The organism is Butyricimonas sp. BSD2780061689_150309_C8 (assembly GCF_015560935.1).
Classification (GTDB): Bacteria; Bacteroidota; Bacteroidia; order Bacteroidales; family Marinifilaceae; genus Butyricimonas; species Butyricimonas paravirosa.
On sequence record NZ_JADMSV010000019.1, the window covers coordinates 89479 to 104344 of the forward strand.

At 39.6% G+C, this 14866-nt stretch carries 13 protein-coding genes and 2 pseudogenes; 4 read left to right on the forward strand and 11 right to left on the reverse strand.

What is annotated here, in order from left to right; translation table 11 throughout:
* Window positions 1-6: 6 nt before the first annotated feature.
* The 9 genes and pseudogenes from I2I33_RS14165 to I2I33_RS20485 form a co-directional block, all read right to left on the reverse strand.
* Window positions 7-1110 (reverse strand): phosphoadenosine phosphosulfate reductase, encoded by a 1104-nt coding sequence (locus tag I2I33_RS14165; protein WP_195666823.1) that lies wholly within the window; start codon window positions 1108-1110, stop codon window positions 7-9.
* Window positions 1110-4334, reverse strand: coding sequence for a hypothetical protein (locus tag I2I33_RS14170; RefSeq protein WP_055167420.1), 3225 nt, complete (start codon window positions 4332-4334; stop codon window positions 1110-1112). Before I2I33_RS14170 ends, I2I33_RS14165 begins: the two co-directional genes overlap by 1 nt.
* On the reverse strand, window positions 4331-5170 hold the full coding sequence (locus tag I2I33_RS14175) for a DUF4007 family protein (RefSeq protein WP_195666824.1): 840 nt from the start codon (window positions 5168-5170) through the stop codon (window positions 4331-4333). Before I2I33_RS14175 ends, I2I33_RS14170 begins: the two co-directional genes overlap by 4 nt.
* A gap of 3 nt (window positions 5171-5173) precedes the next feature.
* A complete protein-coding gene (locus tag I2I33_RS14180; protein ID WP_025279474.1) occupies window positions 5174-5398 on the reverse strand; it encodes a helix-turn-helix transcriptional regulator in 225 nt (74 codons plus the stop codon).
* A 281-nt stretch (window positions 5399-5679) separates the two neighbouring features.
* Window positions 5680-6447, reverse strand: coding sequence for a hypothetical protein (locus I2I33_RS14185; RefSeq protein ID WP_195666825.1), 768 nt, complete (start codon window positions 6445-6447; stop codon window positions 5680-5682).
* A gap of 49 nt (window positions 6448-6496) precedes the next feature.
* Complete coding sequence (locus I2I33_RS14190; protein WP_195666826.1) at window positions 6497-7426, reverse strand: relaxase/mobilization nuclease domain-containing protein; 930 nt, start codon at window positions 7424-7426, stop codon at window positions 6497-6499.
* Window positions 7423-7797 carry a plasmid mobilization protein gene (locus I2I33_RS14195; protein ID WP_195666831.1) on the reverse strand — a complete coding sequence of 125 codons (375 nt, stop codon included), beginning with the start codon at window positions 7795-7797 and terminating at the stop codon, window positions 7423-7425. The genes I2I33_RS14190 and I2I33_RS14195 overlap by 4 nt, the downstream gene beginning before the upstream one ends.
* Before the next feature lie 34 nt (window positions 7798-7831).
* Window positions 7832-8041 carry a hypothetical protein gene (locus I2I33_RS14200; protein ID WP_195666833.1) on the reverse strand — a complete coding sequence of 70 codons (210 nt, stop codon included), beginning with the start codon at window positions 8039-8041 and terminating at the stop codon, window positions 7832-7834.
* Window positions 8026-8483 (reverse strand): annotated as a pseudogene (locus I2I33_RS20485) (DUF3408 domain-containing protein). The gene I2I33_RS14200 and the pseudogene I2I33_RS20485 overlap by 16 nt, the downstream one beginning before the upstream one ends.
* A gap of 453 nt (window positions 8484-8936) precedes the next feature.
* Here I2I33_RS20485 and I2I33_RS14210 point away from each other — a divergent pair.
* From I2I33_RS14210 to I2I33_RS14220, 3 genes are all read left to right on the forward strand, one after another.
* Window positions 8937-9257 carry a helix-turn-helix domain-containing protein gene (locus tag I2I33_RS14210; RefSeq protein WP_081027389.1) on the forward strand — a complete coding sequence of 107 codons (321 nt, stop codon included), beginning with the start codon at window positions 8937-8939 and terminating at the stop codon, window positions 9255-9257.
* 40 nt (window positions 9258-9297) lie between these two features.
* A complete protein-coding gene (locus I2I33_RS14215; RefSeq protein WP_195666827.1) occupies window positions 9298-9606 on the forward strand; it encodes a helix-turn-helix domain-containing protein in 309 nt (102 codons plus the stop codon).
* 506 nt (window positions 9607-10112) lie between these two features.
* On the forward strand, window positions 10113-11681 hold the full coding sequence (locus I2I33_RS14220) for a DUF3825 domain-containing protein (RefSeq protein ID WP_057088936.1): 1569 nt from the start codon (window positions 10113-10115) through the stop codon (window positions 11679-11681).
* Window positions 11682-11813: 132 nt separating this feature from the next.
* Here the strand turns inward: I2I33_RS14220 and I2I33_RS14225 are convergent, their stop codons facing one another.
* Together I2I33_RS14225 and I2I33_RS14230 are read right to left on the reverse strand one after the other, a co-directional pair.
* Window positions 11814-13025: a site-specific integrase gene (locus tag I2I33_RS14225; protein WP_195666828.1), complete on the reverse strand. Its 1212-nt coding sequence runs from the start codon at window positions 13023-13025 to the stop codon at window positions 11814-11816.
* A gap of 18 nt (window positions 13026-13043) precedes the next feature.
* Window positions 13044-14273 carry a site-specific integrase gene (locus tag I2I33_RS14230; RefSeq protein WP_195666829.1) on the reverse strand — a complete coding sequence of 410 codons (1230 nt, stop codon included), beginning with the start codon at window positions 14271-14273 and terminating at the stop codon, window positions 13044-13046.
* Window positions 14274-14552: 279 nt separating this feature from the next.
* Between I2I33_RS14230 and I2I33_RS20340 the strand changes: the two are divergent.
* Window positions 14553-14723: pseudogene (locus tag I2I33_RS20340) on the forward strand (tyrosine-type recombinase/integrase); the annotation flags it as partial.
* Window positions 14724-14866: the final 143 nt, after the last annotated feature.

Here is a 14866-nt window from a genome sequence, read left to right on the forward strand (position 1 = left end):
TTCCTTTTATATAAAACAATTCATACAAAGAATTTCGTCGTTATCATCTATTTGACTAAGGAGAGTGCCATCTCCTTGCTTCTTTTGTGCCTGCTGTTTTCTTATAGCTTCCAGTTTAATTTGGCGTATTCTTTCTGGACGACATAATTCAGCTAGACTCTCAGATTGGTTCCAGGTATAACCGTCTTTTTCAAATTCCATGGCTCTCATATATAAATCTCTATGCTGTTCATAGAGCCATACCCATTCTATCTTTTGCTGGAAAAAACAAAAGTAACAACCAGAACGACTACGGTTATAAGTGCCAATTTGTCCATCCACCTCGAACTCAATAGGTTTATAATATCCAGGCACGCCAACACCACTGTTTTCTAGGATTGAGAAAACATCGTCTTTTATTATAATATCATCGTTATCTACTAGTGGAAATTTGTCTAATTGCCCTACAGGTAGAGATGTTGTTTTAAGAAATTCAAAGACGGCCTTATTGAATACTTTGACATCCAAATCAAGCAATGCATTGAGTTTCTTACTATAATAGAATTTTTTAGTTAGAGGTGTCTCTAAAATTCTGATGGCTTCGTCAAGGTCGTGAATATCAGGGCAGACATTTCTATAAATCTCAACAACTTTGGATATATTTTCTTTGTTGAAGAATAGATTAATTACATCTAGACTCCAGATATTACGTCTGAATGGAAATATTGCTTGAATATTTGGTTTTGTGGAAATGTATCCATCTCGTTCTTCGTCTCCACGTATTCCTACATAAGAAATGGCTGGCTCATCCCCAACAAATTTTTCCATTTCCTGAAGTTTCATCTTTTGCGTACACCACCTTGCTTGTGGCGAAGGAAGGAAATTACCACATGCTTTCAAGAAATGTTCAAATGGAGTCGGTTCTGTACTACCAGCGGCCGCACGAAGGCGAGTAATTCCCCCAAGGTACGATTCAAGACGATCGATTAGTATTTCGGTCTCTTCAAGCTCACAACCAGTGTCGGAATTATAATACTCAATCTTCAGATCTGGATACTTATCTTTCATATAAATAGCTAGAGCCGCACTATCTTTTCCTCCAGATATACCTAATATATGCCTTACTTTCATTAACTTAATCGCTTATTTAATAATTTTAATAACACACAAATATCCAAATCGGCATCCCCCGAAAGATTTTTGGTTATCTTTTCAATAATCTGATCCGCTTTACTTTTTTTAGAGTCCGGCAATATGTATGTTTTGAAATGTGACGCGACATTCTGATTTGATGCCAGATCTATATTATAAACTTCATCTTTGCCATTATCCAAAGCAGAAATAGATACAAACTGATCGAGTTCGTGAAACAAGAACACAATGTTGTCCAATAAGTATTCTTCTTCTTTATCTTTAATTTGAACAAGTCGTTTATCTATAACCACATTTGAAATTTTTTCAATAAACTCTCTCTTGGTGGTAGATGGAGCGAGTAAACGTTCGAGAAAAGTTCTACATTTTGTTGTCAGCAAATGCTTCTTCACCCCAGCATAGCGTTCTTCTATAGCTGGCTTATATTCTTCGTAAGTCTCAGGTAAAGATACTTGTTCAATAATATGTCGCTCAATTCGATCAATCAACATATCATAGCAAGTATTTAATTCCCTAACAGCACCTTTTATTAGTGTAATATAATTATCAAGTACATCATTATTCCCATTAAGTTCGCTATCTCGATAACCAAATGCTTGTGGAATATCTTCAAAAAAAGCCTTTTCAGGATCTTTTGCTGTTGCAAGAACATTACGGAACATAACAGTAGACTTATGTTCGAACTTGTTCGTGGATTTGGCGTAGTCATTAAGGTTCTTATAAAATACAAGGAACGGCTTGAATGTAGCAATGAACGATGATGTCGATAATTTAGTATCACTATTCTTATTCAAAAACTGTTGGTATTTCTTGAAGAATTCGGTTTTTATTCCATTGACATTAAAAGCCTTAATTGAGAAATCACCAGGTTTCTTTTGCAACAACTCAAAGAATTCCTTGTTGATACTCATGACAAAAGCTCCATTGCTATTATAAATAGCAAAATTTTGTTGACGAATAAACAAATATACTGGAATCCAGAATTCTAAAAAGCCTTGTTTTAGCTTGAAAGGTTGTGTTTTTAGAATCTTAATAAGTTCTATAATCTTCCTTGGCTTCTCAATAGTAGATGCTACAAATGACTCACACTCATTCCAAAGGTCTATTAGTTCTTCGCCGATTGGAGTATCAAGAACATATTGTCCTTCTTCATTAATACGATGGATACCTGTTTTGCGGAAAAGGGTATAATATATTGTTTTTTCTGGTGGAAATGAATCTTCCGGAAAACCAAAATCTTCTTTGTCGTGGTTTTCAATCATCGCATCAAGTAACTTTATCCGTGCTAATGAAATGGAAGAACTCAATTTCTGTTTATTAAATAATTCATTCTTTATAATAGGAGTAGATGAATACACCTCACGGCATATTTTAGTCAAAGTCTTATTGAGTTCTCTATATGACTTAACTTTTATGACTTCACCATTATATATCCATACCACTTTATCATTAGATGTGGTCATAATATCATTGATAGCAGCATTAAGTAATCCTTGCTCGTATTTAATATGATTTTGGACTTCTCTTCGTGCCACCCTATCATCTATGATTACATTTATTTGAATGAATGTGAGTTTTTGTATCTCATACAAATGACGTGTTATCTCGTCAACATTAAGGAATACAGCGTACAGATTGGCTACTTTACATTCTCGTGAAATAGCTAGTGTTCGTTCAAAACAACCATCTTCTAATGGAAATATCATTTGAACATAACCATCAATATCGTTTGCCGGATACATTATTTCAGGCTCATTTTTGGCAATAAATTCAAAGTATCGAGGAGTGCCATATTGATAGTATGCTTCCGATACGGCAAGAGCTCGCTGTTGTATGTATGGAGCAAGATCATCAACTGTTGCTTGAGGATATGGAACTATACTTGCAGCCTTGTATAGTTCATCTTCAAGATCAATGTCTGTTCCATCAAATAAAATGTATGAAGATTTGTATGAAGCATATCTTACTATTTTATGAATTTCAAGTTGTTTAAGTACTGCTTCTGGATTCTCAATATTCATAGCGAACCTTGCATAATCCATTAGTAATGACTTAGACAAACTCGTTGATGCTGTTCCAAATAAGTTGAGCATACCTATTGCCTTTACAATTTTTATAGCATCTTCGATATATTCATCTTTTAGTTCTCCACCTCCAACTCGTTCTATTGCCACTCTCATACTTGTCCATGCTGCTGTATCTGAATTTATTTCTGATAAAGCAGAGAAGAAATTATATATCAAATAATCATAGGCTATAGAAAGATTGTATGTGCAATTGTCTGTTTCAATAAAATCGTTTATAGAGTTACTACCTTCTGCTGTTAGAAATGAGAATAGAGTACGTTCATTTTGGCCATATTTCTGTATAGCTTTAGTAATACACATGGCAGAGAGCGTGTCTAGCGGCGAAAGTTTGTCAATAACATCTTCGGTTAGCGACTTATTTACAAAGTTGCTTGCAATAGCTGCAGATAGTATCCTTTTTTGAACAGCCTTTTTGTTGTCAGAAAGTCTAAACCGTCCTGATAATTGTTCAGATGCAAGATAGAGCAACTGTTCGACAGGCTCAGAAAAAACAATCTCTTTAAAACGTCCTTTAACTTTTGTCCATTCATTCCTTTGTGTTTCTGACAAACCAGTGGCATACGCCCCAAAATTCTGATGTAGCGTTGTTAGTAGAATGATTTGTCTTGTCGAAGTATTGACAAATTCTGCCAATCGCTGTAAAAAGTATAATTCTTTTTCTGGACTATTTTTGCTAGCGTGTTCAAGCACTTTGCCAAATTCATCTATAACTATCAGTAATAGCTTATTTTGTTTCTTGCAATTTTGGTATCGGTTGGAAAGTGCATTAAAAATATTTTTAGTATCAAGAGAATACCCACAGTTTAACTTATCCGCTAATAGATTTGATAAAGAATTGTAATCACCTAATATGTTTAGACATTCAAAACCGTCAAACTTCCCAAAAACACTTTTATCGGACACAAGTTCTGTTGTCCCTTCATTTAAGTCGCGTTCTAATGCCATCAAAAAACTTGACTTACCAGTTCCATATGTCCCTATTAAAGAGAATGTATGCATGCCAGCACGAAATGAAGAAATGATATTTCCTATAACCTGCTGTGCATTAGGCGTGACAATGTATTTGAAGTCCTTGTCTATACCATATTCAATATTTACAGATGGAGTGTATTTCATAATCTAGAATAGTATTGATTAAGGACTTCGTATTTGTCCAATTCATGTTTAAAAAAGAGATTTCGAATACCACTGTTGTCATTATAATCTATATAGTCCGGATACTTGGCAGCAATAGCCATAAGCTTTTCTAATATAATTCCAACAGGCATGCAGAATAGTAAACTAAGATATTGTATTTTATCAAATGACACAGTTTTGTCATTGCCTTTTATATCTATAATTGCAAATAGCATTATCTCATTGGGAAGAGATGTCGAATCAGTTTCAGCAAAACGATACCTGCCATCGTCAATAGGAATAATAAGGCTAAGTCCGATAAACATTGCTCCAAAATGCTCTAATTGCTTTAGGTTCGTTGGTGGAACGTATGTTTGTAGCATTACAGAGATATCCTTCTTTACAGAATTTTCATTGTAGACATTTTTCTGTTCAAGTACATTACATTTGCGATGTATAAAGCCCAACAACTGCTCCTTGTCAAACTCTCGACGTTCACGCTGAAATTCTGTAAAAGTCAGGTCATATATACTTGCAACATGCGTTGTTACAAGTTGATAATGCAAAAGCCATAATGTGCCAATATCCTCGCAGAATGGATCAAATCCATTATTGGAGAAAATTAAATGGGACAACATAGTAAGCTTGTCGCTATCAGTTAAAGCAAAGGCTTTCATCCAAAACCTTATCGATGCGACCATATTTTTCCCTACGCCCAATTCTACTACAGCATTGTCGTCAAGAAATGTGTGACCCTCGTTAAGATGATCAAATCCTTTCTTAAGCCATAATGGTTTGCAATGAAAGGATTCATGACCTGAAAAACTATATCTCATATACTATTCTTGCTTTTGCGGGAACAATACTTCATAACGAACTAGGTCGTCTAAATTAACGTTCAATAATTGAGCTATTCTCATAAATGTTTCTATAGGTGGTTGGCAAGTATTTGTCACCCACTTGGATACCGTTGTCGGAGATACTCCAAGTTGGTCACTTAACCACTTATTCGACTTGTTCTTCTCGGCAAGAACGACCTTTATCTTATTCAAGTGATAGTCCATTTATCTTATAATTTTTGTGCAAAGTTAGATATTTTGGATGAGAATATGTCGTGTTAGTTATAAAAAATATCGTTTACAGATAAATTTTAGCATATTCTTCAATCAAAATAGAAATAAACAAAGAACCTTACGGAAAAATAATCTTTAATAAAGTAAAAGTTGTGAAGCTGACTGTTCATCTGCTGACTTTTTCTGTTATTCAAGACTTACTCTGGTTGCTTCATGTCGGGAAAGGACAAGAACACCAAAATAAGTCTTGACTGTTACAACTAATTGAGACACTATTTTTTAGCCTCGTTAATAATAAACTTGTCCTTGATGGACTTCGCCTTGCTGTCCAGTTCTCTCGCGGCCTGTTCTTTCAGCCGTGCCTGCTCGGTCAGGGTGGCCTTTCTCCGTACCGCTTCCTCGTAGGCTTCCACGTCTTCACGCATCTGTCCGATCCGTTCGTTGTTCCGGTTCGGTCCAAAGAGTTTCTCAAGTTCCACGAGTTGCTCAGGGGTAGCCTCTCCTTTCATCTTGACATAACGATATTTCAAATCATTATCGGCCTGAACGTTATCTGTCCTCGCCGAAAAATAGAGAGCCACGGACAGAATCACGATTGTCACGAACATCACGAAAAAACTCCAGAAAGTGTACGGGGATTCTATACTCAGGCTGAAATGATGGTTGATGTTGCTTGTCTTGACGGCATTCTTCCTGATTGTGTCATTGGTCTCACAAAACAGGTTTACCATTTTCTCCTGGTTCTGCCGCTGTTCATTACGCATTTCCGACAAGACCTGTCCAAGTTTTTCCTGTGACGAGTTTTTCCTGTCCATGGAAACCATATCGTTCTTGATGGCGGCAAGACCTTCGTACACGCGAGCCAACAATTTGCGAAATATCTCATGACCATTCCGGACTTCATTCAGCACGGACTCATCCTGTGTGTTATTAACTGTCGGGCTGTTGCCTTCCGGCAAGGGGACGGACAACCCGTTGATTTTGTTCTCGATTCTTTCCAGGCATCCGAAGATGCTCTCGATACATTCTTCCATTTTCATATTCCTGCAATTTTAATGTTCATGAATAATTTGAATGGGAAAGGACGGACTACAATCCGAAACCTTTCCTTTTTTGTCTCTTCTTCCTGCGTCTGCGCAAGAGTTCTTCCTGAGATAACGGCTCTTCGGGAGCGGTGCCGCTTGTCGGGCTGAACAGTCCCGGTCCCGTACTTTCGAGAAGATGGCCTCCGTCCGGTATCCTTTGCTGCACCTTACGTTCGGATTCCTGTTGGGATTCCGAAGTCTTCCAGCCCAGCCGGACATTCAGTCTGGCAAAGCTGAACTCCCGGCTGATCTGTGAAGCCTTGAAGGTCTGCCCGTCCTTAGTGAACCGGATTCCCTGTATGTCCTCCGGCCTTTTTATCTCCCGGGTACGCTTTACAAATTCCAGCCTGATACCCCGGCGAAGCAGATAATCGTTGAACTCTTTCCATGTTCCGGAGCGCTTCAAAGCTGCCTTGACGGCATTGAAGATTTCGTATTTCACACGTTCCGAGGCATGGAGTTTCTCTACGTTAGTCTTGCCCTTGTTCTCGGCGTATGTCAGTCCGTACTTGTCCTTAAGCAGTTTTGTGGCAATTTCATTGCGCTTGTAATCGCTCTGGGAAGAGATTACCTTGCCGTCATACCCGATGCGGTTATAGACCAGGTGACAGTGCGGGTTGTCCGTATTATGGTGTCTTACCAGGATGAACTGGGTGTTCCTTATGCCCATCAGTTCCATGTATTCCCGGGCTATTTTAGCCATAAATTCATCCGTAAGTAAGGCCTTATCCTCAGGCTTGAAGCTCAATGCAATGTGTCCGACAGGCTGTTTTATCTTCGGATTAAGCTCACGCTGGTAGTTGAAACTGTCCGTTATTTCCCGGATATTTCCCAGCAATACGCCATCTGAGTCAATGATTGCCGCGTTGTCCTTGCCCATCACGTAGCGGATACAGCCGCCGAAGGATTTCCCTTTCTTGATTTTGCCAATCATGACGGCCTCCTTTCTCCGTACCTGTACCGGACAATAATCTCCTTGAGTTTCTGCAGGAGTTCCGTCACCGTCTTTTGGGTACGGTGGAATCCGGCCTGATGGGACAGACGGGTCAGTTGGTTCAGGTTGTTCGCCATCCCCGTAAGACTGCGTATGACGGCAGTTTCCTCAGCAGAGTGCCTGGCCGTTATCGTCGTCTCAAAGGCTGATACGCGAAGAAATTCCGCCAGCGTGAGGTTAGCCTGCCTGCTGCGTCGGCACAACCGTTCATAGTCTATCTTGGAGAATTTTACTGTAACGGCTTTGCTGAGTTTGCACACTCCGCTTACTTTGGGGCGTCCCCTCGGTCTGTTTTTCTTTCTGTCATTCATATTTTCTTCCTTTGATTTTTGATTATTCTTTTTCTCACAATCTGCGACCACCGGGAGCGGATTGCCTCCACTCTTCGGGAGTGGAGCGAGGTTTTCGGGATGCCCGAAAGATAACCTCGCTAACTCCCAAAACTGAAGTTTTGTCCGTTACCCCCTCAGGTCGGCTACTGACTGTCTGAATACTGTAATGACTGTAGTCAGTAAGCAAGTCTGTCATTCCGGAAAATATCACAGCTTTCGCCACTGCTCGAAGTCTTCCGAGTAGATTTCAAGATGCTGCCGGGCGATGTTCTCAAGCAGTCCGGAAACGCTCATTTTGCGTCCTCCCAACCTGCGGACAAACTCGTCCAGCCTGTCACGTACCTCACCGCTTACGAACACGGGCTTGCGGTCTTCGATTCTCGGGACCTGAAGAAAGGCTTTCCGGTATTCGTCCAGAGAAAGCTTCCTTTGCCTGCTGCTTATACGACGCTGAGACGAGAGAATAGCTTCCTCTTTTCCGGTTGCCGGGTCTCGGATGTGGCGTCGGTCCGTTCTACCGTTCCTTCTGACTTCTCTTTCCCGATATCATTCAAGGATGATTCCAGGGCAGTTTCAATGCTGCCATCTGACGGGAGTATGAATGACATGTCCGTACCTGTCATGGCCTCCCATTCTTCTTGGGTCAATTTCTTTTTTGTTACCATACATTTTTGATTTTAATCGGTTTACTCACTGGTCTCGGTGCGCACCTTGACTCGTTGTCGTGAGCAAAGGAAGTGTGTATAGTGAACAGAATCAAGCAAATGGAGATACCGTGGCAATTATGTTACCCTATGCACAATATAGATTGGGCGATCGGTGCTGCCTGCCGTGATTTGCCGGAGTGATTTCTACATACCGGATTGTTCAAGCAGATTCTGTTTATAAAGAAAGATCATTGTGTGCAATTGATATGTAACATGATGTCATTCCGGGCAACGCATCGTCACCGGTCTGAAAATCCATTGCAGTGTGATTTCTACTGCTTTTATTTGCAGTGGGAACAGAGAAAACGGTCACATTTCCAGCCGAGAATAGAACAATGAGACATGATGGAATATCGGCTGTAAAAGACCTGTCCTTTTCCAGAATTTTGAATATCTGTTTAATTGAAAATAATGAAGAAAATGGAAATCATCAGCTTTGAAAAGAGGACTTTCGAGGAGATTGCCGCCAAACTGGATTACTTCGTGCAGCGGGTGGAAAGTCTGTGCAGTGAACACGGCGGGAAGAAAACAGGTGAATGGATGGACAACCATGAGGTCTGCCGCAGGTTGCGTATCAGTCCGAGAACCTTGCAGACCCTGAGGGATAACGGAACGCTTGCCTTTACGAAAATTGGGAACCGGACTTACTACCGTCCTGACGATGTGGAACGGGTAGTCGGCAACGTGGAAGACAAGCGCAAGGAAGCCCGTTGGAAAGGCAAGACCATTTGAACGAGTTTCAAGAATAATGTATAACCAATATCAAACGCGTATGAGTAATGAAATCAGAGAAAAGGACCATGAGTGGGTAAAGATGTTCCACTCGAATTTCGACAGGCTGCTGGCTTTGCTCGAAAGATTACTGGAGAAACGGCAACCGTCTGCCTATGGCGATGAACTGCTGACGGACAAGGAAGTGGCATACCTGTTGAAAGTGAGTCGGAGAACCTTGCAGGATTACCGCAACAACGGCATTCTGCCTTATATACAGGTAGGTGGCAAGATTCTCTACCGGGCTTCCGACATAGAAAAGACACTGATGAAAGGGTACAAGGAGGCGTACAGATACAAAAGAAGCTGACACTCTAAACGCTCCACGAAGGACACGTAGGGATTTTGATTTTTCTGGAGGGAGCGCAGTTGACCGCCTGCCCGTTTAATTTGTGTTTCTAAAAAACAGCCTTTCCCAAATGATAAAAAACAACATATAGTATTAGGCCCTATTTGAACCAATCTATATGCTGTTTTAATTTTTATTTTCTGACTTTTCCGTCAGTCGCTTGTTTCCGCTGCCGTCGGCGTCCATTGTACAGACGTGAAAGGGAAAAGGTTTTCGGGCTGAATACGCTCTGAAAGAGGAAGATTCTGCCCGAAACGGCATAGCCGCCGGACCTTTTCGCTTTCAATAGAGTCTGTACTAACTTCTATGGGTGGCGAGGAAATGGGCGACTGATTTCAGTTCCCTAAATATAGTATTAAAAATTATCAATAAAATATTCAAATTAATGAAACGGCACGCTATTTGTTTTTGCATAATAAAAAAGCTATCACCAATGATAGCCATAACAAAATAAAAAATAATTTTTTATGGAAGAATCAGAAATTAGAGCTCTGCTTGAGGGTGCTTATGCGCTAACCCCGACATTACCGGGAAATTATTTAAGGTACGATGAGTTCAGAACTTGTTTTAACAAACTTGTTGAGAAACGCAACAACGTTCCTCTGGATGTAGAAAAATTATTGGAAAGTTATTATCCAAAAGCAAAGTATGAGCCTTGTTATCAGCCCCAGGGTACAGGTGAGGTATTTAAGGCCTTTCGCATCGCTCCTAACTATTTGAAAATTACAAACGCACTGAAAGAGAAGATAGAAGAGGCTTTCGCAAGTGTTGTTTCTGATGATGAAGGATGGATTCCTTTTGCTGCGATTGGCTCCAAAGTAGCAAAAGATGAATACCTAAAAATGGGCTTCATTGGTATACGACAGGCCGTGGAATGCTTGTTTCGTAAGCGTATCGAATTCCGTATTGGAGACCCATCAAAACATGAAGCTCCTGTAAAAGCACGTGATTTAAAGAAATTAGGGATAAAATCACCTACTTCCACGATAGCCACAAGGGTGTCATCTCAGACTCTCAGCCTAAAACAAGGATCATACATAGGAGAATCTATTAGCAATTTCGCCTATTTCCCAAAGCCCAAAGATAAACCCGATATTTTAGGGTGGGATGCTGCTATTAATGACTTGGCTGTCAATTTGGCATTAGACGAACGTTGGTATTATGATGAAAAAGACAAATTGGCAAAACCCATTCTAAAGAATTATCTTTCATACACTTTTGAACGACTTCAATACGAAGATGAAGAAGAGATAGAAAGATCCAAAAGAGAAGCCAGAAAGCCTATTTTAAAAATTCTTACTAATGAGAACAATGCTGTTTGGAATACAGGATTGGTAGATAACATTTATGACCCGATTTATGCCTTTTTTCAGAAAAATAATGGTAAGAATCCTGCAGTCACCCAACCATGGGTATTCTTAGGATTTGGGACAGCAAATAGTTACTATCAAAAAATTATAACAGATTTCCCATATAAACCTAAACGTGCTCAATATTTTGATGATCCCCGTGAATTATTCTATGATATCACCGCCCAAAGACCAACTTTGGACTGGAATCATTTTATAAAAGAAAATATAGAACGACTTCCTGTTGGATTTATAAAGAAAGGGGCAACAGATGGGTTCCAATTTATTGAAGATCCAGCGGCATTGCCAAAACCCCAACGAGAAGCCTATTATAAAAAACTAGCTGATGCGATTTTTGAAGATGATGATTGGAAACAATTTCTTACAACACGCTTCAGTAATGCTCTAGATATAGCTCTAAGTCGTGTAGCATGGAACTACAAAACAGCTATTCCAGTATATTATGTCAAAGATCATAAAATGCAACTTTTACTTCCATTAGCTCTTGAACATAAGGGAACAATAGACGTAGCCCTTGTATGTAACCATAAATATGATAAAGAGAAAGAGGTAAACAATTACGAAGGAAGGACTATATTCACAATGGAAATGGCGTATAATAATGCACGATTGATTACTAGACCAGACAGTGATTGGTTGATGGCTGACATGTGTGCAAGAAAGTAATTGAGAAAGTACTAGAAGCTGTCCTAAAAGAATAAGTCTTATTAACATAACGATTCGTTAATACTTTTAAGGCAGCTTCTAATCTTTTATATAGCCGAATATTATTTTACCCGTATACTCCACCAATAAAAGTTAAGTATACGTTTTTATTTCATTTATTAAGTTTCTTTTCTCCATTAATCTATCCATATCCTCTGAAATCTTGTCATCTGTAACTTTTGCGTATCCTTGTGTCGTTCTGATATTTGTATGTCCCATCATTTTGGATATGCTTTCCATAGGAATCCCTGCAGAGACCATTAGGGTGCCAAAAGTGTGACGACTTTGATGATATGACAGGTTATGTTTGAACTGATGGGAAAATCCCATCTCATGTATTTCAAACCAGATCATATCACGTCTTGGTAACGGGAAGATGGGCTTACTGTTATCTGTCGTATTATACAAGGAAATTATCTGCTCCGCGACCGGATGCAATGGTATAAATGACTCAACGCTTGTTTTCTTGCGGAATGTTCTGATATATTTCCGTCCTTCCGCAGTTGTACCTATATGATGAGGATAGAGATTGCGTACATCAACATAAGCCAAACCGCAAAAACATGAAAATATAAAGGTTCTTCTTGCCAGTTCTTGTAATGGATCAAGTTTAGGACTGCTCATTATCTCCTGAAGTTGTTTCTTGCTTATATACATGAGCTTTGCAGGTGCCTTCTTTTCATATTTTATATCATCCAAAGGATTATACCTCAAGATTCCGTTATCTACGGCTAAATAGACCAAACGTTTCAGCCAACAAAGACAATGATTCCGGTATGATGGCTTATGAGGGTAATTTGTTTTCAGATATAAAATATAATTGATCCCAAACTCTTCGGTTATATCTGTAAAAAGCATGTCCTCCTTACCCAGAGAACGGATGTATTCACCCAGATAGTAATGATACATTTTTGATTGCCGATAACTGGAAGTTGAATCTATTTGAATGGAACGGATTTTTAGATTTTCCCGTTCCACTTCTCCTGCCTGTAATATATACTTCGGGATACCGACAGCCCCAGTCATGGCTGTTTTTAGCAGTTCCGCACTGATAACACCGTTTACTTTCAACAGTTTAGCATAAGTTTCATCTACGCGTTTCTTATATTCACCAAGTATTCCGTTCAGTCTGTTGTTTTTGACTTCCCCTTTCTTGCTGTTCCACTCTTCCGGCTGGCAATATAACCCGGTCGATAATGCAACAGCCTTTCCGTCTATTGTAATACGACACATGATTGATGTGGTACCGTCTGATTTGACTTTACTGCGGTTTATATAATACAATTGCTTATATGTACTTCTCATGATTCTTTCATTTTTGATTTATAATACCAGTTTCATATCACTCGTTGCCTCGATGAATTTGTCCATATCTTCGAAAAGTTTTTTAGGAGTTACCCTCGCATAAAGCTGGGTAGTTGTCAGATTGGTATGACCCAGCATTTTGCTGATTGTTTCAATAGGAACACCGGCCTCAAGGGTTATCAGACTTCCGAAGGTATGTCTTCCCATGTGATAGACCAGGTCACAGCTTATGCCGGCCAAATCACGCAAACCTTTCATGTGCCGTCGCATATTGGGATGGTGTATCATCGGGAAAAGCTCATCCCTTTCATCCGAACGATATTTTTCTATTAAAGCGATAGCCTCCGGCAGCAATTTGACACGTGCCTGATAATCATTTTTCTTTCTCAGATACTTTAACCACAAATCGCCCTTATCATCCTTGTATATATTCTCTCGGGTAATTGAAACCGCATCCGCATATGGGACTCCTGTATAACAGGCGAAAAGGAATAAATCTCTGGCTATGTTATGAGTGACTCTTTCCGGTGGTATTACAACATCACGGATCTTCTCAAAATCTTCACGACTCAAAGCCCGTGGTGGTTTACGGTGCTCTTGGGGCAGTTTGAAATTCACAAAATAACGCTTTTCCGCATATCCTTCCTTAAATGCCATCCGGCAGATTTTCTTCAGGATGGCCAGATAATGTCTTGCCGTATCTACCGCAAGTCCTTTGTCCTTCAGAATATAATCCTGAAACTCCCAAGGGATGTGTTCATTCAACTGACCAAAAGCGACATCACTTGTCTTGAATCGTTTTTGAATATATTCACCAAGATACCTACGGGTGTAAATGTATGTTGACATGGAGCTTTTTGCCACATCTATACCAATTCTAGAGCGCATATCCTCGATATGCATATCAAGCCGTTTCAACAGAGTAATCTGGGTTTCTACACTTCCCTGCAAAAGCTCTTTGACAGCAGTTGCGTCAAAATCAATCTTACGTTCAACAAGTGAATTAAATGCAGAATTGACCGAAAGCAAGAGCCGGTCAATTTTTGCATTAATATCAACAGCTTGTTTACTCTTTCCATTCAGTCGGCTCTCTCTTGGATTCCATAACTCCGGAGTACATGACAGCTTACAACTGAATTGGGCCATCGTGTTGTTTACCGTTATCCGCCCCATTATCGGAGCCCTTCCGAATTTGTCTAGACCGCTCTTTTTCAGGTAGAGCAGCACCTTGAATTTTTCTACTTTCATACGCTTATTATTTAATGGCAAAATTACCTATTTCATAAGCGTCCTTTGGTATGCAAAATACCGACATATAGTGAATAATAGCCTCAGTGACAGTTTCTTTATTGCTCATTCCGTTACCTATTCGGTTCAGGTAACTGGACAGCTAACACTCTGGTAACTGAACACCTACAATATCCTGTTCATTTTTTCTTTACCTTACCTCAGCAAAAAACAGAAGTTTTGCTCATATTCAACCAATTACGTTTTCCTTTCTCATCCCTTCATCTGCTTGCTTCCTGTATTCTGTTCCACTGCTTACGGCATACATTTGCCGTTCTCATGCTTGACCTCGGCGCAGACATCTACACGGTTCAGAAACTTCTCGGACACAAGGAACTTTCAACAACACAGATTTACGCGAAAATCCTTGATAAGAAAAAGCAAGAGGCGGTTGTGGAAATTCCAATGTAATTGACCCCTAGAATCCAACTTAAATTGCCCCCCTTTAAATTTTCCCCAGAAATAGCCAGATCATCCCTTTATACACGTGCATAAAATTCTACAGGTATGCCATTATTATTATTAAATTTTATTCACAAATATAGTGATTTTAT